Origin of the sequence: Staphylococcus sp. SM3655 (assembly GCF_016917315.1) — a bacterium.
Taxonomy (GTDB): Bacteria; Bacillota; Bacilli; order Staphylococcales; family Staphylococcaceae; genus Staphylococcus; species Staphylococcus aureus.
Genome location: NZ_CP070305.1, coordinates 2,283,214 through 2,304,154 on the forward strand (window position 1 = coordinate 2,283,214; position 20,941 = coordinate 2,304,154).

Below are 20,941 nucleotides of genomic sequence, written 5' to 3' on the forward strand. Positions count from 1 at the left end.
TTTTAAGATTGCAATCTTGATAATTCGTCATGCCAATTTTCGTTACTTGGCTCTAGTTCCAACAATTGATTTAAAATAGTAATTGCTTGTTCCTTTTGACCAATTTCAATTAAATAGAAATAATAATCACTCATAAAATCAATATTTGTTTTCATCGTTGGATATGCTAATTCAAAGAAATGTTGAGCTTCTTTATCTCGCTCTTCTTGACCATAGGCGAACGCTAAATGCCACATGAATGTAGGGTCCAAATCTTCTTCATCTACATATGTTAATAATTCAATGATTGCTTCATAATCTTCTTCATTACGATATAAATCGCTTAAAATCAATAAAGGTTCTTGGTAAGCATTATCAACCTCTAATGCTTGTTTTAACAATAATACACCTTCATTAGCATCGCCGTGTTCTATTTCCAAACATCCAGTTGTATACATTAACTCTTTATAAAATTGACTTAGTCGTAATCCTTCTTTACCCGTCTCAATGGCATCTGGATAATTTTTTTCATTTTCATATAATGATTGTAAATACAAGTAGCCTTGAATATAATCAGGATCTTTAGAAAGTAATGTAGTCATTATTTTAATTGCTTCTTGAGTGATGTCATTTTTATCGTAAGAAATGGCTTTTTTGAGATAATCTTCTGAAGTCATTTCATCTTCATTAATTTCATCGTATAAGCGAATCGCATCACTATAGTTACCACTTTGTAAACTACAATCTGCCATACGAGAGAATAAGTTTACACCATTAACTTGATATTCACCAGTTTCTAAAACGGTTTCGTATTCAGAGGTAGCACGTAAATATTGACCATCATAATATAACATTTCAGCCAATGCAAAATGGATTATTGGATCATTTGACTCTAGTTCAAGTGCTTCTTGTAATTTATCAATAGCAACTTCCATCATATTAATTTGTTGATATAAATCTGCTTCTAACATCAACTTTTCAGGTGATGGTTCAACATAACTTAAATATTCTAACGCTTCGTCAGTTTGATTTTCAGACATTAAACCTTCAATAAAATAAATCAGCAATTCACTTTCGTCTGGATATTTGTGATATAACACGCGGAATACTTCCAAACCTTGTGGCATTAATCCAAAATTGTAAAGTGTCTCTCCTAGAATAAATAATGCGTCATCGTTGTCAGTAGTTATTGCTTCATTAACACGAGAGTCTAAATTTTCTAGTTTTTGTAGATTGATATCGTCTATTAATTTATAGATATCTTCCATTTTATATTATCCCTCATTTTCTAAAAGCTTTAGTTTTGGTAAAAATCCTGGAAATGATACATTTACAGCATCAAATTGTTTGATTTTGACAGGCTCGCTTGAAAGTAGAGAAGCAACTGCAAGCATCATTCCTATTCGATGATCAGTTAAACTATCAACTGTTGCATTTGTTTTAAATTCTGACGGATGAATAATCAATCCATCATTAGTTGGTTGTAATTCAAACCCTAACAAGTTTAACATATCAGCCGTTGTATCAATTCTATTTGTTTCTTTTACTTTTAATTCCTCGGCATCTTTAATTGTACTCGTGCCAACTGCTTGTGTACAAAGTAATGCTATTACAGGCAGTTCATCAATTGCTTTTGGCACTAATTCTCCTTCGATTGTTATTGGTTGAAGCATTGGTGTGTATTGAATACGAATAGAAGCAGTAGGTTCAGCACCAGTTGTTTGATTGAAAAGTTGGATATTACCGCCCATTTTTTCAACAATATCAATAATACCTGAACGTGTTGGATTGATTCCAACATTATGAATTGTTACATCACTTCCTGGTGTGATAAGTGCTGCAACAATAAAGAACGCTGCAGATGAAATATCGCCAGGAACATGAAAATCTGCAGGTTTAATATGTTGAATGGCATCAGGGGTTGTAGTTATTGATAACCCTTCTGCTTCAATTGGAATATTAAAATGTTTGAACATCGTCTCAGTATGATTTCGACTTACATCTAATTCTTTAATGATGGTCGGTTCCTTAGAAAACAAACTTGCAAATAAAATGGCACTTTTCACTTGTGCACTTGCAACTTCCATTTGATAATTTATACCTTTTATGACAGATGGCTTAATAATTAATGGTGTATAATTATCTTCAATACCTTCAATATTCGCATCCATAAGTTTCAATGGTCTCAAGACACGATCCATTGGCCTTTTACCAATTGAAACATCGCCAGACAAAACACTTTCAATACCTAAACCACTTAACAAACCAGCTAATAATCGTGTTGTCGTACCAGAATTACCTGTATACAATACTTGATGTGGCGTGTTAAAAGATTGATATCCTGGGGAAGTCACAACTAATTTTTCATCATCTTCTTTGATTTCTACACCTAACAGTCGGAAAATGTCCATCGTACGACGACAATCTTCGCCAAGTAGTGGCTTATATATAGTAGATACACCTTCAGCTAGCGACGCCAACATGATTGCACGGTGTGTCATTGACTTATCGCCCGGCACTTCTATTTCGCCCTTTAACGGACCTGAAATATCAATGATTTGTTCATTTACCATTTCATTCACCTACTTAAAATATGTTTTTAGTTGTTCACACGCATGTTGCAGTGTTGTTTGATCAATGTGTTGCACTACAATATCGCCAAAATGTTTAATCAATACCATTTGAACTCCTTGTTTGTCGTTCTTTTTATCACTTAGCATGTATTGATATATCGTTTCGAAATCTATGTCGGTTATTGTTTCTAAAGGATAACCTAATTTCGTTAAATAATTAATATAATGTTGGATATCGTGATTAGAATTGAACAATATATTCGCAACAATAAATTGATATATTATGCCTATCATTACGGCATGACCATGAGGTATTTTATGATAGTATTCAACAGCATGCCCAAATGTATGACCTAAATTTAAAAATTTACGTACACCTTGTTCTTTTTCATCTGCAACAACAATATCCAGCTTCGTTTCAATACCTTTAGCAATATATTTATCCATACCATTTAATGACTGTAATATCTCTCTATCTTTAAAGTGCTGTTCGATATCTTGCGTCGTTGATTCACCATTCAATAACGCATGCTTATAAACTTCTGCATAGCCACTTAATATTTGCTCAAATGGTAACGTCTTTAAAAAATCTAAATCATAAATCACAGCAGTTGGACGATAAAATGCACCGATAAGGTTTTTACCTTGTTTTGAGTTAATACCCACTTTACCGCCAACACTAGAATCATGCGCCAAAATCGTTGTAGGAACTTGTATAAAATGGACACCTCTTAATAGTGTTGCTGCTACAAATCCTGCAAAATCTCCTGTCGCACCACCACCAACAGCTATAATCGCTGTATTACGCGTTACATGATGTGACAAAATATATTCTAATGTTTCTTGATATTGCTCAAATGTTTTCGTCTTTTCACCAGCTGGAATAATGACTTTATGCACATTTTCATATGATAAAATATCATCAAATTTATCAGCAAAATATTGATTTACATGCTCGTCAATTAATATAAAACTTTGATCAAACTGATCAATATACGTGCTAATATGGTCAATTGCACCATGTTCAACAAATATTGGATAATTGTTTGAAGGATAGGTTGTTTGTAATTTCATGATCACACCTCAATTGTTCTCGTTGTTAAAACTCAACATTTAATTGTCTGCGGTCAGCAATTTGTTGTTGAAGTTGTTCAATATGGTTTGATTGAAACTCTTCAAGTAATGCTTTCGCTATTTCAAATGCAACAACGTGTTCACACACTATACTTGCTGCAGGTACAGCACAACTATCAGAACGTTCAATTGTTGCCTTAAAGTCTTCTTTAGTATTTATATCAACTGAATTTAATGGTTTATATAACGTAGGAATAGGTTTCATTACACCATTTACAATAATTGGCATACCATTTGACATACCACCCTCTAAACCACCTAAATGATTAGATCCACGATAATAACCAATTTCACTATTATATAGAATTTCATCTTGAATCTCACTACCTGGCTTTTCAGCTGCTTTAAATCCTTCACCAAAGCTTACACCTTTAAAAGCATTTATGCTGACAACACCTTGTGCAATCTTACCATCTAACTTACGATCATAATGCACATAACTACCAACACCAACAGGCATATTTTCAACTACAACTTGAACGACACCGCCAATTGAATCTCCTTCATTTTTAGCTTCGTCAATTTTATCTCGCATTGCTTGTGCGATACTGTCATCAATTACACGAACATCATTACGATCAAGATTTGCTTTAAATGTTTCTGAATCATAAAAATCTTTATCTTTAATTCCACCTATTTCAACAACACGACTGTATATATCGATATCTAACTGTTGTAATAACACTTTACATAAGGCACCGACTGCAACTCGAGCTGCTGTTTCTCTAGCAGATGATCGCTCTAGCACATTTCGTAAATCACGATGATTATATTTCATACCTCCAACCAAATCTGCATGACCAGGTCTTGGTTTTGTAATAGTACGTTTCATATTTTCACGTTCTTCTTCACTTATTGGAGCTGCTCCCATAATTTTTCTCCAATGCGTAAAGTCATCATTGGTTACAACCATAGTAATTGGACTACCTAATGTATAACCATTTCTAACGCCTGATACTATTTCTACTGTATCTTTCTCAATTTGCATACGACGTCCACGTCCGTAACCGCCTTGACGCTTAAACATTTCTTTATTAATATCCTCAACCTTAATTTCTATATTTGCAGGTACACCTTCAACAATAACTGTTAATTGAGGTCCATGTGATTCTCCTGATGTTAGGTATCTCATACACACTCGCTCCTTTCATACTTCCACAATAACATTATAATATGTTGTTAATCTTATCATATTCATTGTGCATTCATAAATGTTTGTTTTCAAGCTCAATTAAGAAAATGGATGACATCTCATTTTAAATGTCAGAATTATCTTAATATTAAACGAACTAAAATTAATTATAATATATTCGTCTGTAGAAAAGTATCATGAATTTCTAAACAGTTGCATCATATAATCATTAATTAAAAATGATTAGCCGTTTTAATATAATCGTATCGCAACTTTAGCAAATAATATACTGACTACATTTCTTAATACAAAAGAACGAACTGTTAATTATTAATAAAGTTAATCAGTCCGTTTAAAAAAATTATGATATTAAAATATACATATGTTAAGCGCTTTTGTTATACTTTGACTTCAAAAATATAATCAATTCTTTTACTAATACATAAAAAATATAAATGAGAGTCAGTATAAAAATAATTTTTGTTATAGGATTAAGTGGTTTATCTAAAAATATAGCACCATATAGTAATTCCATTAATTTTAAGAACATTAAAATCCCCAAAATAATCGAAATAATATTCTTCATTTTAACAACCCCTTCTCTCTGTTTAGTTTCATTTGATAAAGAATATTCCTCTCTTTTTAATACGTGTTACCAAAAAACTATAAAATTTTTCAAGTAATTTACTACAACATAAAAAACGGGCCTTGTTATGTATAATCATAATGACTAACCACATAACAAAACCCTTTCTACCTTTATAAATAAATCGTAAAGGTTTACAGTTTATATTTTATTCATATAACCATGCATCACGTGGTGAAGCATAGCTAGTAATTTCATTTTCATTAAACCATAGATTAATTTCACGTTCAGCAGACTCTAATGAATCTGAACCGTGAATGATATTTCTACCAACAGTTAAACCTAAATCACCTCTAATTGATCCTGGTGAAGCTTCTGAAGGATTGGTGCTGCCAATAATATGTCTAGATACATTAACTGCATCTTCACCTTCAACTACCATTGCGAACACTGGTGCTGATGTAATAAATGAAATTAAATCATTATAAAATGGTTTACCTTGGTGTTCACCATAATGTGTTTCAGCAAGTTCCATTGGTACTTGCATTAATTTACCACCGACAAGTTTTAGTCCTTTTCTTTCAATTCTTGAAATTACTTCACCAATTAGATTTCTTTGTACTGCATCTGGTTTAATCATTAAAAATGTACGTTCCACTTTATGTATCCCCCTGTGTTTAATAGGTTTATGTATATTACTATTATATATTAACAGGTTGGTAAAGCGCTTTCAATACTTTTCATAAATACTACGTGTTTCTTGAACCCATTTTTTTCGTCAAACTTAAAAGTAGTGATTTCGGATGTCCATCTGGTAACTCAGAAATCAAATCCAAAGCTTTACTTAAATACTTCGAACTTACTGCCTTAGCCTCATCGATGCTGTCAGATTTTCTAATGATTTGGATACATTCTTCAAATTCTTTACGTTCACTATCACGACGTAATTGTTCGATTTTCAATTTGAAGTCTGGGTTTTTACGCATTTCTAATAAAATCGGTAACGTAATATGACCATTAAGCAAATCACTTCCGACCGGCTTACCTAATTTCTTTTCGGTACTTGTGAAGTCTAATACATCATCAATGATTTGGAAGCTCATACCTATATAATGACCAATCATTTTCAATTTTCGTACAGTCTCTTTATCAGATTGAGATGTAATTGCACCAACTTCAGTTGATAATTGAATTAACAGTGCTGTTTTGCGATTGATACGTCGTAAGTAATTGATAATTGTCTGTTGACTGTTAAATTGGTCTTGAAATTGGAAAAGTTCCCCTCTACAAACATCAACGATAGATTCAGATATTAATTGATGTACACGATTATCTTTAACGGCCATTAAGTGTTCAAGTCCTAATGCCAATAAAAAATTCCCAGTTAAAATAGCAGTTGTCTGATCCCATTTCTTTGATATGGTTAACTTGCCTCGACGCTTGTCGCTTTTATCAATAACGTCATCATGAACAAGTGTTGCCATATGAATTAACTCTAATGCGACTGCAACTTGATACGTTTGTTCAGACGTTTGTTCATCTTTGCCAAATTGGCTACTCAGAATTACAAATGCTGGGCGTACTCTTTTACCACCAGAAGACAATAAGTGTAATGATGCCTGTTCTAATACAGAATCTTTACTTTTTATTGCCTTTTCAAGTCGTTGTTCCACTTTCTTAATTTCATTGTTCATGTTTAACTTTGCCACGTTAATCACCTTTGGTATTATCTTTTTCTTTATAGCCAAGGTGCATTGCAGCAACGCCCCCTGTATAACTACGTACTCTTACATTTATGAAACCCGCTTCTTCAAACATGCGCTTCAACTCTTCTTTTCCAGGAAAATTAAACGTAGATTGCTGTAACCATTCATATTCTTCTTTTGATTTTGCAAATAATTTCCCAAAAATAGGCATAACAAATTTAAAGTATAATGCATACATTTGTTTAAAGACTGGCAAAGTTGGTTGGCTCGTTTCAAGACATACCACCATACCACCTGGTTTAAGTACTCTATTCATTTCTTTTAACGCGACTAAATAGTCTGGCACATTCCTTAATCCAAACCCAATTGTTACATAATCAAAAGAATTGTCTTCAAACGGCAATTCCATTGCATCACCATGAACAAGTTTAACATTTTCCATTGAAGCAGTTTTTTCTTTTCCTACTTCTAACATATTCTCACTAAAGTCAATACCAGTAACTTCACCTGTTGGTCCTACAGCTTTGCTTAATGCGATTGTCCAATCACCAGTACCACAACAAACATCTAATGCTTTCGTCCCTTTTCTAACGCCCATGTCTTTCATGACGTGTTTTCTCCATACTTTATGCTGCTCAAAACTAATAATATTATTTAATCTATCATATTTTTTTGAAATATTTTGAAAAACGCGATGTACTTGCTCTTTATTTGCTTTATTGTCAGCCATGCTTAATTACCTCTACTTTTTAAATAACTTTTTTGGATATCGTGTAAGTAATGCTTTACTTCACTTTGATTATATTTCTTGAAGTATGATGGATAGTAATCAGACATATCTTCAAATAAATAATTATATATTTCCGACTCATCAATATTGATACCGAAATGAGATAACGTAATATATGGGAAAAGTGTTTCAATTTTTACTATTGCTTGAGAAATTTCATAATCATTTAAAGCTTGATGATGTAATGAAGATTTCAATTCATTAATTTCAACAATTGCTTTACTAATTTCATTTTGAAATGATAAATCATTGATTTCTGCTAGTAGCGTATAAAAATGTGCACTAATTAAATCTCCAATCAAAATGGAATGTTTAGACAAATGATTATATGTAATGTCATCAAGGTGTCTCATTGATGTGTCAATTGTGAGGCATGCTACTTTGGCAACATCTGGAATATCATATGAATCAAGTAACTTACCTAACCGATGATTAATATTAATGGATTCATATTCTGATACACCCTTTAATCTTTCTTCTATTTGTCTTTCCAATTTGCTAACAGTTGTTTCCATGTCTACACCTCACGATATTATCACTATTCATATTAACATTATATGTAAGAAATTAAAATCTTTTGAAGCATTAAGATTACTTATCATTTTTAAATTTCAATTTAAACTAACAGTAATTTATGTAGCTTTTGTAATTCTCATAATAACCTTTACTTCATTTACATTATTCATCTTTTTAAATAACGTAAAATACTATAGTAGACATGGTTACCTTTTAAGTAAATTCAACGCTAACAATTAATCTCATTATTCATATGTATATTTTGTAGTTGCTATTTTTATCAAAACTATTATGTCATGTAATATTTTGAACGCTTAAACAATGAATGTTCCAAAGATTAAAAACTTAGAAGAACATTACAAATTATGTACAGGTTGTAAGTATTAAAAGCAAAATAAAAAGCCCTTATTCAGGGCTTTTTAAGTAAAATTATTTTACAGCATCTTTTAATGCTTTACCAGCTTTGAATGCTGGAACTTTACTTGCTGGGATATCAATTTCTTTACCAGTTTGAGGGTTACGACCTTTACGTGCAGCACGTTCACGTACCTCAAAGTTACCGAAACCAATTAATTGTACTTTTTCACCTTTAGCAAGTGAGTTTTGGATTGATTCGAATACAGCATCTACTGCTGAACCAGCTTCTTTTTTAGTTAAATCAGCTTGCTCTGCAACTGCATTGATTAAATCTGTTTTGTTCATTAGACATTCACCTCCTGAGGTTTGATAATGATATGTTTATATCATTATGGTAAAACTTTAACACAAGCATTACATAAATCGCAATCATTTATGTGGCAAAAACGTTGAATTTAAGCCATTTCTATTCATTTTACGTAATTATTAGCCGTATATGTGTAATAATACACATTTTATTCAGATTTTTTATCGCGCTCCATTAAATCTTTTACGCATTCTTTTACTGAGATATTTTCAAATAATACTCTATATAATGCATTTGTAATTGGCATATCCACATTTTTTTCTTTAGCTAAATGATAAACTGATTTAGTTGTATAAATACCTTCAACAACCATATTCATTTCAGATAATGCTTGATCCATTGATTCACCTTGTCCAAGTTTATATCCTAATGTGAAATTTCGAGAATGTGTTGATGTGCAAGTAACGATTAAGTCACCGATACCACCTAAACCTAGAAATGTCATAGGATCGGCACCTAACTTTTCACCTAATCTACTAATTTCCGCTAAACCACGAGTCATTAACGCAGCTTTTGCATTATCACCGTAGCCAATTCCAGCTACGATACCACTTGCTACTGCGATGATATTTTTCAATGCACCACCAAGTTCAACACCAATCAAGTCATCATTCGTGTACACACGCAAATAATCATTCATAAATAAATCTTGCGTTAATTTACTTACACTTTTATCTTTTGATGATGCAGCAACTGTAGTTGGTTGCTTGACTACAACTTCTTCCGCATGACTTGGCCCTGACAACACGCCAATACCTGCATTATATTCGGGTGAAATAGAATCTTCAATCATTTCTGACACACGTTTAAACGTCCCATTTTCAATACCTTTAGCAACATGTATAAAAGTCTTTTTAGATGTCAGCTTATCATTAATTTGAGTAACAACTTCTCGCATTGCTTTAGTAGGTAAAGCCATTAAGTAAATATCTGCAAATTGAATTGCTTTGGTCATATCTGAAGTAGCGATGATGTTAACATTTAATTTCGCGTATTTTAAATACTTTTTATTTGTATGACATGTATTTAATTCATCAACAGCATCTTGATTTTTACCCCACATCAAAACATCATGTCCATTTTCTGCAAGAACATTGGCAAGGGCTGTCCCAAAACTTCCCATACCAAAAACGGTAATTTTAGTCATTGTTATCCCCCAATCGTTAATTTCTCTTTCGAGCTATAATATGAATTGGTGTACCTTCAAAACCAAAAGCGGCACGGATTTGATTCTCTAAATAGCGTTTATAAGAAAAATGCATTAATTCTACATCATTAACAAATACAACAAATGTCGGTGGTTCTATAGCAACTTGTGTTGCATAAAAGACATTCAAACGTCTACCTTTGTCTGTTGGTGTAGGGTTCATGGAAATTGCATCAGTAACAACTTCATTTAAAGTTGAACTTTGAACACGTTTTTTATGGTTTTCACTTGCTTCATTGATGTAAGGGAATAATGTACGTAATCTTGTGCGTTCTTTAGCAGACACAAAAGCAATTTGTGCATAATCTAAAAATTGGAATTCTTTACGTACTTCATCTTCAAATTTCTTCATCGTTTTACTATCTTTTTCCACAGTATCCCATTTATTTACGACAATCACGACTGCTTTACCTTGTTCATGTGCATATCCTGCAACACGTTTATCTTGTTCAATGATGCCTTGTTCTGCATCTATGACCACTAAAACAACATTTGAACGTTCAATCGCTTTTAAAGCTCTTAATACTGAATATTTCTCAGTTGATTCATATACTTTTCCTTTTTTACGCATACCAGCAGTATCGATTAAAACATAATCTTGTCCATCATAACTATACTCTGTATCAATAGCGTCTCTCGTTGTCCCTGCAACATTAGAAACGATAACGCGATCTTCACCTAAAATAGCATTTACTAAACTTGATTTACCTACGTTTGGTCGTCCAATAATGGATAGTCGAATTGTATCTTCATCATAAGGATCTTCTTCCTCTTCACCAAAATGAGAAACAACTGCATCTAACAAGTCACCAAGACCTAAACCATGTGACCCTGATATCGGATACGGTTCACCAAATCCTAATGAATAGAAATCATACACGTCTGTACGCATTTCCATATTATCTACTTTGTTAACCGCTAATACGACCGGTTTTTTAGATTTGTATAAAATTTGAGCGACCATTTCATCGCTTTGTGTCAATCCTTCACGCACGTTAACCATAAAAATAATAACATCCGCTTCATCTATGGCGATTTCTGCCTGCGCTCTAATTTGTGTTTGGAATGGTGCATCACCAATTTCAATACCACCTGTATCAATAATATTGAAATCATGTGTTAACCATTCACCTGAAGAATAAATACGATCTCGTGTTACACCTGGCGTGTCTTCCACAATCGAAACACGTTCTCCAACTATTCTATTAAAAATTGTAGATTTACCTACATTAGGCCTACCTACAATAGCTACTATAGGTTTAGTCATAAGCTAACTTCCTCTCTTTCTTATATCTTTTTAATAATATCACATGAGACTGTGTATTCAAAATGAGTTTATTACTGTAATGATAAAAATCAGCACTTAAAACTTTATCTTTTTAAACACTTAGTTAAATTTGTCCACGTTATCATTCCGAGTATATTTTGTTACATAAAAATACTCCACATGCAATCATAAACATGTGGAGTTGACTATTAAATATTAAATTATAGTTTAAGATTTTTAAGTTTATCACCAATCATATCGCCAATTGTTGGATTATCTTCTTCTTCGCTTTCTAAGTACGCCTTAGTCGTAGAAGGATCACTTTCAACAACATCTTCGTTTGGTAATGTTGCTTTAATAGATAGTGATACTCTTTCATTCTCTTCATCAATACCTAATATTTTAACATTTACTTGTTGACCAGGTTCTAACACTTCACCTGGCGTACCAATGTGTTTGTGTGCAATTTCAGAAATATGTACAAGTCCTTGTACACCTGGTGCAATTTCAACAAATGCACCAAAGTTTGCCAATCTTACTACGACACCTTCAATGACATCATTTTCGTGGAATTGACCTTTAATATTTTCGAAAGGTGTTGGTAACGTATCTTTGATTGATAATGAAATACGTTCTGTATCTCTATCAATAGATTTAATTTTAACTTTAACATCTTGACCAATTGAAACTACTTCTTCTGGTGTTTGAACATGTTCGTGAGAAAGTTCAGATACATGCACTAAACCATCAACACCGCCAATGTCTATAAATGCACCAAATTGAGTTAAACGCGCTACTTTACCATCAATAACATCGCCTTCATTTAAAGATTGTAATAATTGATCTTTTTTAGCATCGTTTTCTTCTTGTTCAACTGCTTTACGGCTTAAAATGACTCTATTATTTTCAGGATCCAATTCTTCAACTTTAATACGAATTGTTTGTCCATCAAACACAGAGAAATCCTCAATGAAGTCTGTTGAAATTAGTGAAGCCGGAACAAAACCTCTTTGTCCTACATCAACAACCAAACCACCTTTAACAACTTCTGTTACTTTCGCTTCGATGATTTCATTATTATCTAATTTTTCTTGTAAATAACTATAAGACTTCTCAGTTTCAAGTTGTCTTCTAGATAAGATGTAAGCTCCAGTTTCATTTTCTTCATCAAACTCAACTTTAGTGACATATGCTTCAACTTCGTCGCCCTCTTTTACAACTTCACTTGGGCTATCAATATGATGCGTAGATAGTTGACTAATAGGAATAATCCCATTAAATTTACCACCGTTGATATGAACAACAACTTGCTTGTCTTCAACTTGTTGTACCTCGCCAGTGACTTTGTCACCTTCTTTAATATCGTTAATCATTGATTCATTGAATTCTTCAGTCATCTTGTTTGCCTCCTTATACACTACATATTTATAACATCTTATAAACTGACAGAATTGTCAAGAAATTCTACCTCGATTACATTTTGCGAAATAGTCATATACATAAATATGTCACTTTATCATATTCAAGTCGTCATATCGATAAATATTTATTACAACCATTTTTGTATCAAAGTAATACAGTTTGCTATGTTTATACATATTTTTTGTATAAAAATTAGCATAGCTTACTATTTTGTTTTATAAGTCTGTCATTTCATTGTTCTCTACAAGATATATTATAGTAAAATTTTATACTTTTATAAAACAAAAAGCCACGTAATTGAGAAACTTTTACATTTTGTTAGTAAGAAGTGTGTATATTAGGCATCATTCTTTAATCATTATATTTGTTAATCGTAATAATAAGTCATTGCTAAATAGCACTTTAATATTGATGTATTTTAAAGCATCTCTTTAATTTTAAAAAAGTAAATTTAAATAACATGCTATTTTAGCTTTTTTGTTAATACAATTCATAGGTTGTTTATAAATCAGTTGAATTACTAATATGCTTGGTTTAATTACGCACTTTTATTTCTAGTATTATCGTTATTCGTTTATAAATTAACAAAAGACCATTTCTATTCGATTAGAATAAAAACAGCCTTTTCCGTTCATCAAGTAATTATAAATTTTATTAATGTTAGCTTCTTAATTATTTAATTTGACTCACCATCGCTAAAATTTCGTCAGTAACTTCTTCAATCGACTTGCCTGTCGTATCTAATGTCACTGCATCATCTGCTTTTCTTAATGGTGATATTTCACGGTTCATGTCATATTGATCACGAGCTTCAATATCACGTTTTAAATCTTCAAAATTTGATTCGATACCTCTTAATTGATTATCTTTATATCTTCTTTCTGCTCGCTCTTCAACTGATGCAATCATATATACTTTTAAATCTGCATCTGGTAGCACTACAGTTCCGATATCGCGACCATCCATTACGATACCTTTTTCTGCAGCTAACTCTTTTTGTTTTTTAACGGCGAATGAACGTACTGGCTCTTTAGATGCAACGTATGAAACATGTTGCGTCACATCATTATTTCTTAAAAAGTCTGTTACATCTTCGTTATCTAAAATGACACATTGACCTTTATCTGCTTTATAAGTTAAATCTAATGTTGTTTGGTCAACTAGTTTTGCAAAGTCCTCAGTTTTGTTTAATTTTAAATATTTGTATGTTAATGCACGATACATTGCTCCTGTATCGACATAAATCATTGATAGTTCGCTGGCTACACGTTTCGCAATTGTACTTTTTCCGGCAGCAGCTGGACCATCTAATGCAATATTAATGGCTTTCATGCGTCATTTCCCTTCCTTGTCGTTTTATGAATAATATTTTATCATAATTAGGTAAATTAAATATAGGAGGAAATATATGAAACATCTACTTGTTATTCATACTGGTGGCACCATTAGTATGTCACAAGACCAATCTAATAAAGTAGTAACAAATGATATCAACCCTATTTCAATGCATCAAGATGTCATAAATCAATATGCACAAATAGATGAATTAAATCCTTTTAATGTACCATCACCTCATATGACAATCCAACATGTTAAACAATTAAAGGATATTATTTTAGAAGCAGTAACAAATAAATATTATGATGGTTTCGTTATCACGCATGGTACCGATACGTTAGAAGAAACTGCCTTTTTACTTGATTTAATATTAGGTATCGAGCAACCTGTTGTTATTACTGGCGCAATGCGCTCGTCTAATGAAATTGGTTCTGACGGATTATATAATTATATTTCCGCTATTCGCGTTGCCTCTGATGAAAAGGCCCGTCATAAAGGCGTGATGGTTGTATTTAATGATGAAATTCATACGGCGCGTAATGTTACCAAAACACATACGTCTAATACAAACACATTTCAAAGTCCAAATCATGGTCCGCTAGGTGTATTGACAAAGGATCGTGTGCAATTCCATCATATGCCATATCGCCAACAAGCATTGGAAAATGTCAATGACAAACTAAATGTACCATTAGTAAAAGCATATATGGGTATGCCAGGTGACATTTTTAGTTTTTATAGTCGTGAAGGTATCGATGGTATGGTTATTGAAGCGTTAGGACAAGGCAACATACCTCCAAGCGCATTAGAAGGCATTCAACAATTAGTATCTTTAAATATACCTATTGTGCTAGTTTCACGTTCCTTTAATGGTATTGTGAGTCCAACTTACGCATACGATGGTGGTGGTTACCAACTCGCACAACAAGGTTTTATTTTTTCTAACGGTTTGAATGGTCCAAAAGCAAGATTAAAATTATTAGTTGCGTTAAGCAACAATTTAGATAAAGCTGAAATCAAATCATATTTTGAATTATAATGAATACGTAACATAAAAAGGTCTATGTACAATAATTAGTCATCAACCTCATTTGACATATCATGAATGTCAGTCGTTGTAAAACTAAGTTATTTAGTACATAGACCTTTATTTTTATGATTCTAACGGCGTTTGTTTCTTAGCTAGCATGTTTTGAGCAATAATGCCACCGTGGAATTTACCATTTTCAATAAAAATGGTATTCGCATCGTTCCCTGCAGCAATTACACCTGCAATATAGCAATTTTCGATATTTGTTTCGTATGTTTCTTTATTATACATAGGCGCTGTTCCAAATTCATTTGTATTAATTTGAATGCCTACAGATTTTAAAAATTCATAATCGGGATGATAACCAATCATCGCAAATACATAATCATTGTGTATTGTTTTACTTTCACCATTTACTTCATAAGTCACAGTATCTTCAGTTATTTGGGTAACATTAGCATTAAATTCCATGTCAATTTTTTCATGATTTACTAATGCTGTGAAATTTGGAAGTATCCACGGTTTAATTGAAGGCGAATAATCTCCACCACGATATAGAACCGTCACGTTAGCACCAGCTTTTTCCAACTCCAAAGCAGCATCGATAGCCGAATTCTTACCACCAATAATAACAACATCTTGATCAAAATACGGATGTGCCTCTTTAAAATAATGGAACACTTTAGGTAAATCCGCTCCTTCAACTTCTAATGTATTATGCTGACCATAATAGCCTGTCGCGATTGTTAAAAATCGACATTCATAAACATCTTTCGTCGTAGTAATAGTAAATTTATTATTCATTTTTTTAACAGTTAATACTTCTTCAAATGCATTTACTTTTAATTGATGATGTTTTACAACTTCTCGGTAATAAACTAGCGCTTGATTACGTCTTGGTTTACTTTCTTCAACGATAAATGGTACGTCCCCAATACTTAATTTATCACTTGATGAGAAAAATGTTTGGTGAGTAGGATAATTATAGATTGATTCAACGACATTCCCCTTTTCAATAATTAAGGTATCAATACCTTTTCTTTTTTGTTCAATAGCCGCACTTAATCCGCATGGCCCTCCACCAATTATGATACTTTCAACTTTTTGCATTGTTTCGGCCTCCTTTAATCCCAAACTATTATAACAGTTCAGTGATTGATGCGCTAAGTCTGTGCTTGAAGATTTATGATATATTTTTGACAATTTGTTTAATGTGCATAGAGAATTGTTAGCTACGGAGTTGAATAACACTACAATTTAATATGTTGATTTATTTTTTATTCTCCCTCGTTAAATTTGTTGATTGTGGTGTTTTATCTTTTTGATGACTATTTAAAAAGTTTAATTGATATGCCAATATTCGAGACAAGACCTTGTTAAATAACAAACTTTGAAAAATGAAAAAACCGCTACATACTTATAAGCGCAATTTAAGTTCTCCAAAATATTTAGAGATACTTATAATATGCACGTTTGTATATAGCAGTTCAGTTACAATTTATATAGTTATATTATGGAATAACGATTTGTTGACCGTTTCTAATATTGTTACCACTTAAACCATTGGCACGTCTAATTTTTTCAACATTTTCCGGTGAACCTGAACCGTAGTATTGAATTGCGATACGGTATAAGTTTTCTTGACCATTCACTGTATGTCTTTGGCCACCACCTTGACGTTGTTGTTGCTGTTGTTGATTTTGATTAGCTTGTTGTTGATTTTGATTATTTTGTGCTTGATTGTTCGCTTGATTAGCGTTGTTTTGATCATTATCAGATTCATCTTTAGTCGCTTTGTCTTGATCCTCTTTTGATTTATCACTGTCTGTAGATTTTGATTTATCTTTAGAAGCGTCTTTAGATGTGTCTTTGTCTTTACTTTCATCAGCATTATTTTTATTTGTATTCGCGATTTTATTTTCTTTTGTACCATTATTATGATTGTTTAATGCCATGCCTCCAAATATCGCTAATGCACCGATAATTAGTACAGCTGCAATTAATGGTAACAATACTTTGGCCATGCCACCTTTTTTACGTTCTTTATCTCTGTCATGATTGTCATGTTCATCATGGTTTTGGCTTGCATTATTAGAGGCATGTGGTTTTGAAGCGGCAGAAGCACTTTTACTTGCTGCGCCTCCAGCCAAACCTGCTGTTCCAGCACCGATCGCTGCACCTTTTTTGCCATTATGATGATCTTTAGACTTATCTTGAGACGCTTTATCCTCAGTCGAGTTATTCGACTTGTCAGAATTACTTTTGTTTTGAGCGTCATTTGAATGTTTCTTAGCTTTAGAAACACCCATTGCACCAGCTGCACCTGCAACACCCGCTGTTCCAGCACCAATTGCTGCGCCTTTTTTACCACTATGATGATCTTTAGATTCATCTTTGTCTTGCTTAACAGTTACATCATCATGTTTATCTTTTGATGTATTTGCTTGGTTAGCACCTGTTGCAAAATATGGTTTAGGTTGCTGAGATTGTTCAGCTTCACTCTTATCAGAAACTGTTGAATGCTCAGTGTTATTTTCTGCTTCTTTAATAGTCTCGTGTTTATCATTGTCTTCGATTGGTTCTGGATGTGATTTATCCATTGCAAAAGCATTCTTATTATAATATTCCTCTTCATGTTGAGGTGTACTGTCTTGATGGCTAGGTTCTTGACTTTCAGTACTGTGTGATGATTCGACTTGACGATCATCTATTGTGCCAGCCTCATTTTGAACATTGTCTTCAGATGTTTGTGATTCATTGTGAACTTGTTTATTATGATTCGTTGCTAAATCACGGCGTCTTTTTCTTCTTTGGGCATTTCTTGGCGGAAACTGTTGCTCCGTATTCTCTATTGTATCCTGATGTTCTAATTCTGATTGGTCTTTTTCAACATCTTCCGTATGGTCTTGATGTGAATTTGTGTCTATCGATTGACGATTTTTTTCAAAGTCATCTTTAAAATTATTAGACATAGCCATCTTCCTTTCTATTCTATTACAATGATTTTACATAAAATATACCCACATGACATATGTTTATGTATATTTTTCAAAATTATTTCAATCATTTTTCAATTGTGTATACACTAATTATAGCTTGTCAATTTTCTTTTAGTAAAGTAATACTATCTGAGAAATAAATTTTGCAACTTTTCATCAAATCCAATACTTCTAATTACCTTCTTCTTATTTAAAATTGCGATATCAGTTATATTAGAATCATTGTCACAACATCGATCTTGTGCCGGTGGATATTCACCGAAAAATTCTAATAAATACTTCCGTCTACATTGATCCAATTTGCAATAGCCAATCATGCGAAAGAATCCTAATTGCTTTCGTTTAAATGATTGCTTAAATATCTGTTTCAAGGCGCCGATACTATAGAATGATTGCAACGTTGTCAAAACGGCTTGTTTATCGGGAGCTAAAAATTCTCCTATTTCGAAATTTTGTACATCTTCTTCTGTTATCATATCTGCAAATAATAACGTTTCTAAAATATATTTATCGTCCGGTTGGAATAAACTAATTGCCTGACTTAGTTCACCATCGCGACCCGCACGGCCAATTTCTTGAATGTAGTTAGAAGGACTTGTTGAAAGATGAAAGTGAATGATTGTGCGAATATCTTTTTTATTAATTCCCATACCAAAAGCACTCGTTGCGACTATAATCGGAATATCATTATTTAAAAATTGTTGTTGAACTGTGTGTCGCTCTTGATAATTCATATCACCATGATAAATACCTGTAAGAAAACCTGAATCATAAATAAGTTGCGCTAAATTCAGACACATCTTTTTCGATGAGACATAAATAATCGTTGGTCCCGACTGTTGTAGAAACGGCAGCAACCATTCAATTTTATCTTCATCATCATGAAAATTAAGATGCTTAAAGCTTATATTTGGGCGATTCATTGTAGTTTTAATAACATTGAATTGAATCGCTAACATTTCCGTCAAATCATCTTGTAAATGCGGTGGTGCAGTTGCTGTCAATGCTAAGACAACCGCTTCTTTAAAATGCTTTGTTACTTTTCCTATTAGAGCATAATGTGGTCTGAAATCATATCCCCATTCAGATAGGCAATGTGCTTCATCTAGAACAATCATGCCAAAGTCTATCATAGATATTAATTTAAAATTTGACGGTTGCAGGAGAAATTCTGGACTTAGAAAGATGAAGCGGCTATGTCGTAAACATTTAATATTATGCTTTTTCTCAATTTCATCCATACCAGAGTGAATACATGTTACACGTTTTTCTCCATTTATTTTCAACTGCATAACTTGGTCATCCATTAAAGATATTAACGGTGAGATAATTAATGTCGGCTTACCTGATAAATACGTAGGTATTTGATAACACAAACTCTTTCCACTTCCAGTTGGAAGTATACCTAGAGTGTGTTGTTGAGACATTATACTTTCTATAATTTCCTGTTGTCCCGGTTTAAAACTCTCGAATCCAAATTTGTTTCGTAAAATATCATGCAACATTCAGATCACCTCTTTCAAATCCAACGATTAATACTTTTAATTGAAAATATGATAACGTGTCAAATTGTTCTTTGTAAAATTTTAATCGTTCGCCACGATGCTGTTGATAAAAATTCAAAAACTGGAGTTGATCTTCTAGTTCAACATAATCATCGTAATTAGACATGTAACCTTTGATTAAGATTTCAAGTACATGATCTTCGATAGTATTGATTTTAACTTGTTGTTGAGCCGCTATATCTTCCATCGTGAATTGTTCAAGCAATTTTGTATAAGTAATATAAGTTTGATTTAATAATGTAGGTTTCATTATTATTTTTGATAAAATAGTATATTCTCCACTTTCTAATTCAAACATCATTGTCACTAAATTATTCATTTCGTATTCAAACAATTGCTGTTGAGATAGCTTTTCTATTAAACTAACTTGCTGTCTCGTATACATTGGTTCATCATAGCCTTGCAAATAATAATGTAAGTAACATGGCCCTTTTAAAGTTATTGCTTTAAACAAGTTATGTAGTTCATTTTCAAAATCAATTTGTAATTGGTTTTCTTTAATGTAGTTATAGACAATCTTTACAGTTTCTTGTATCTTATTATTTTGAGAGATTGGTACAAAATGAAAAACATGTTGTTTGGTATTAGACATGGTTTGCACTAATAGTTGAATTGCTTGAAATGTTTGCCCCATGCTTTCAAATGTATATCTAGGATGCAACATGATTTCCATTTCAGCATTAAATTCATTGATTTTTTCTAAAAATAGCTCAAAAGACGGATATTTTAATAGTGGTAAACTGTGATATAATGACAACTGTTGTTGACTACAAGCGTCAAAAAAGGTTTGGTGAGATTTCTTACCAACTAAGATATTGTAAATACTTTTATTTGTTTTATAGTTAAATGTTTGTTGTAATGCTGTTTTTATAATGTGTTGCAAATTTAACCCTCACTCTGTAAAACGGATAATTTGAAAATAAAAATGATGCTGTCTAAAATTTTAGTCACATTACTATTTTAGCATTTTTAT

At 32.4% G+C, this 20,941-nt stretch carries 20 protein-coding genes and 1 pseudogene; 1 reads left to right on the forward strand and 20 read right to left on the reverse strand.

The features are described 5' to 3' along the window. Window positions 1-2: 2 nt before the first annotated feature. The 15 genes and pseudogenes from JQN76_RS11080 to cmk all read right to left on the reverse strand — a co-directional run bounded on the left by JQN76_RS11080 (window position 3) and on the right by cmk (window position 14,368). Window positions 3-1,247 (reverse strand): tetratricopeptide repeat protein, encoded by a 1,245-nt coding sequence (locus JQN76_RS11080; RefSeq protein ID WP_001836718.1) that lies wholly within the window; start codon window positions 1,245-1,247, stop codon window positions 3-5. Between the two features lie 6 nt (window positions 1,248-1,253). After that, window positions 1,254-2,552 carry a 3-phosphoshikimate 1-carboxyvinyltransferase gene (aroA, locus tag JQN76_RS11085; RefSeq protein WP_000245900.1) on the reverse strand — a complete coding sequence of 433 codons (1,299 nt, stop codon included), beginning with the start codon at window positions 2,550-2,552 and terminating at the stop codon, window positions 1,254-1,256. Window positions 2,553-2,561: 9 nt separating this feature from the next. Beyond that, window positions 2,562-3,626, reverse strand: a complete 1,065-nt coding sequence (gene aroB, locus JQN76_RS11090) for a 3-dehydroquinate synthase (protein ID WP_000776308.1) — start codon at window positions 3,624-3,626, stop codon at window positions 2,562-2,564. Window positions 3,627-3,651: 25 nt separating this feature from the next. Beyond that, on the reverse strand, window positions 3,652-4,818 hold the full coding sequence (gene aroC, locus JQN76_RS11095; protein ID WP_001269930.1) for a chorismate synthase: 1,167 nt from the start codon (window positions 4,816-4,818) through the stop codon (window positions 3,652-3,654). A 385-nt stretch (window positions 4,819-5,203) separates the two neighbouring features. After that, window positions 5,204-5,404, reverse strand: a complete 201-nt coding sequence (locus tag JQN76_RS11100; RefSeq protein WP_000789522.1) for a hypothetical protein — start codon at window positions 5,402-5,404, stop codon at window positions 5,204-5,206. A gap of 208 nt (window positions 5,405-5,612) precedes the next feature. Further along, window positions 5,613-6,062, reverse strand: a complete 450-nt coding sequence (gene ndk, locus JQN76_RS11105; protein ID WP_000442480.1) for a nucleoside-diphosphate kinase — start codon at window positions 6,060-6,062, stop codon at window positions 5,613-5,615. A gap of 91 nt (window positions 6,063-6,153) precedes the next feature. Beyond that, on the reverse strand, window positions 6,154-7,113 hold the full coding sequence (locus JQN76_RS11110; RefSeq protein WP_001096479.1) for a polyprenyl synthetase family protein: 960 nt from the start codon (window positions 7,111-7,113) through the stop codon (window positions 6,154-6,156). Between the two features lies 1 nt (window position 7,114). Next, the gene (locus tag JQN76_RS11115; protein WP_000774678.1) at window positions 7,115-7,840 is read right to left on the reverse strand and encodes a demethylmenaquinone methyltransferase; all 726 of its coding nucleotides are present in this window, start codon (window positions 7,838-7,840) and stop codon (window positions 7,115-7,117) included. A 2-nt stretch (window positions 7,841-7,842) separates the two neighbouring features. Beyond that, window positions 7,843-8,415: a heptaprenyl diphosphate synthase component 1 gene (locus JQN76_RS11120; protein ID WP_000450555.1), complete on the reverse strand. Its 573-nt coding sequence runs from the start codon at window positions 8,413-8,415 to the stop codon at window positions 7,843-7,845. 430 nt (window positions 8,416-8,845) lie between these two features. After that, window positions 8,846-9,118 (reverse strand): HU family DNA-binding protein, encoded by a 273-nt coding sequence (locus tag JQN76_RS11125; RefSeq protein ID WP_001043863.1) that lies wholly within the window; start codon window positions 9,116-9,118, stop codon window positions 8,846-8,848. Window positions 9,119-9,288: 170 nt separating this feature from the next. Further along, a complete protein-coding gene (locus JQN76_RS11130) occupies window positions 9,289-10,287 on the reverse strand; it encodes an NAD(P)H-dependent glycerol-3-phosphate dehydrogenase (protein ID WP_001836719.1) in 999 nt (332 codons plus the stop codon). 16 nt (window positions 10,288-10,303) lie between these two features. After that, a complete protein-coding gene (der, locus tag JQN76_RS11135) occupies window positions 10,304-11,614 on the reverse strand; it encodes a ribosome biogenesis GTPase Der (protein WP_000165530.1) in 1,311 nt (436 codons plus the stop codon). Window positions 11,615-11,835: 221 nt separating this feature from the next. Then, complete coding sequence (rpsA, locus tag JQN76_RS11140) at window positions 11,836-13,011, reverse strand: 30S ribosomal protein S1 (protein WP_000133955.1); 1,176 nt, start codon at window positions 13,009-13,011, stop codon at window positions 11,836-11,838. 256 nt (window positions 13,012-13,267) lie between these two features. Further along, window positions 13,268-13,351 (reverse strand): annotated as a pseudogene (locus tag JQN76_RS14330) (hypothetical protein); the annotation flags it as partial. 357 nt (window positions 13,352-13,708) lie between these two features. Then, window positions 13,709-14,368 carry a (d)CMP kinase gene (cmk, locus tag JQN76_RS11145; protein WP_000644391.1) on the reverse strand — a complete coding sequence of 220 codons (660 nt, stop codon included), beginning with the start codon at window positions 14,366-14,368 and terminating at the stop codon, window positions 13,709-13,711. Between the two features lie 76 nt (window positions 14,369-14,444). Between cmk and JQN76_RS11150 the strand changes: the two genes are divergently transcribed. Continuing rightward, a complete protein-coding gene (locus JQN76_RS11150; protein WP_000681756.1) occupies window positions 14,445-15,413 on the forward strand; it encodes an asparaginase in 969 nt (322 codons plus the stop codon). Between the two features lie 114 nt (window positions 15,414-15,527). Here the strand turns inward: JQN76_RS11150 and ypdA are convergent, their stop codons facing one another. From ypdA to JQN76_RS11175, 5 genes are all read right to left on the reverse strand, one after another. Continuing rightward, a complete protein-coding gene (gene ypdA / locus JQN76_RS11155; protein ID WP_001174258.1) occupies window positions 15,528-16,514 on the reverse strand; it encodes a bacillithiol disulfide reductase YpdA in 987 nt (328 codons plus the stop codon). A gap of 160 nt (window positions 16,515-16,674) precedes the next feature. Then, on the reverse strand, window positions 16,675-16,791 hold the full coding sequence (locus tag JQN76_RS11160; RefSeq protein ID WP_001792205.1) for a hypothetical protein: 117 nt from the start codon (window positions 16,789-16,791) through the stop codon (window positions 16,675-16,677). A 124-nt stretch (window positions 16,792-16,915) separates the two neighbouring features. Continuing rightward, complete coding sequence (ebpS, locus tag JQN76_RS11165) at window positions 16,916-18,376, reverse strand: elastin-binding protein EbpS (protein ID WP_000069294.1); 1,461 nt, start codon at window positions 18,374-18,376, stop codon at window positions 16,916-16,918. Between the two features lie 152 nt (window positions 18,377-18,528). After that, window positions 18,529-19,908: a RecQ family ATP-dependent DNA helicase gene (locus JQN76_RS11170; protein ID WP_000902119.1), complete on the reverse strand. Its 1,380-nt coding sequence runs from the start codon at window positions 19,906-19,908 to the stop codon at window positions 18,529-18,531. After that, on the reverse strand, window positions 19,898-20,851 hold the full coding sequence (locus JQN76_RS11175; protein WP_001163801.1) for a YpbB family protein: 954 nt from the start codon (window positions 20,849-20,851) through the stop codon (window positions 19,898-19,900). The genes JQN76_RS11170 and JQN76_RS11175 overlap by 11 nt, the downstream gene beginning before the upstream one ends. Between the last annotated feature and the right edge of the window lie 90 nt (window positions 20,852-20,941).

Excerpts from the sequence above, each read along its gene's own strand:
- ypdA (WP_001174258.1), bottom strand. The coding sequence starts at position 16,514 with ATGCAAAAAGTTGAAAGTATCATAATTGGTGGAGGGCCATGCGGATTA.
- der (WP_000165530.1), bottom strand. The coding sequence starts at position 11,614 with ATGACTAAACCTATAGTAGCTATTGTAGGTAGGCCTAATGTAGGTAAA.
- JQN76_RS11150 (WP_000681756.1), top strand. The coding sequence starts at position 14,445 with ATGAAACATCTACTTGTTATTCATACTGGTGGCACCATTAGTATGTCA.
- JQN76_RS11120 (WP_000450555.1), bottom strand. The coding sequence starts at position 8,415 with ATGGAAACAACTGTTAGCAAATTGGAAAGACAAATAGAAGAAAGATTA.
- cmk (WP_000644391.1), bottom strand. The coding sequence starts at position 14,368 with ATGAAAGCCATTAATATTGCATTAGATGGTCCAGCTGCTGCCGGAAAA.
- aroB (WP_000776308.1), bottom strand. The coding sequence starts at position 3,626 with ATGAAATTACAAACAACCTATCCTTCAAACAATTATCCAATATTTGTT.
- JQN76_RS11125 (WP_001043863.1), bottom strand. The coding sequence starts at position 9,118 with ATGAACAAAACAGATTTAATCAATGCAGTTGCAGAGCAAGCTGATTTA.
- ebpS (WP_000069294.1), bottom strand. The coding sequence starts at position 18,376 with ATGTCTAATAATTTTAAAGATGACTTTGAAAAAAATCGTCAATCGATA.
- JQN76_RS11170 (WP_000902119.1), bottom strand. The coding sequence starts at position 19,908 with ATGTTGCATGATATTTTACGAAACAAATTTGGATTCGAGAGTTTTAAA.
- JQN76_RS11100 (WP_000789522.1), bottom strand. The coding sequence starts at position 5,404 with ATGAAGAATATTATTTCGATTATTTTGGGGATTTTAATGTTCTTAAAA.
- JQN76_RS11080 (WP_001836718.1), bottom strand. The coding sequence starts at position 1,247 with ATGGAAGATATCTATAAATTAATAGACGATATCAATCTACAAAAACTA.
- rpsA (WP_000133955.1), bottom strand. The coding sequence starts at position 13,011 with ATGACTGAAGAATTCAATGAATCAATGATTAACGATATTAAAGAAGGT.
- aroA (WP_000245900.1), bottom strand. The coding sequence starts at position 2,552 with ATGGTAAATGAACAAATCATTGATATTTCAGGTCCGTTAAAGGGCGAA.
- aroC (WP_001269930.1), bottom strand. The coding sequence starts at position 4,818 with ATGAGATACCTAACATCAGGAGAATCACATGGACCTCAATTAACAGTT.
- JQN76_RS11130 (WP_001836719.1), bottom strand. The coding sequence starts at position 10,287 with ATGACTAAAATTACCGTTTTTGGTATGGGAAGTTTTGGGACAGCCCTT.
- JQN76_RS11115 (WP_000774678.1), bottom strand. The coding sequence starts at position 7,840 with ATGGCTGACAATAAAGCAAATAAAGAGCAAGTACATCGCGTTTTTCAA.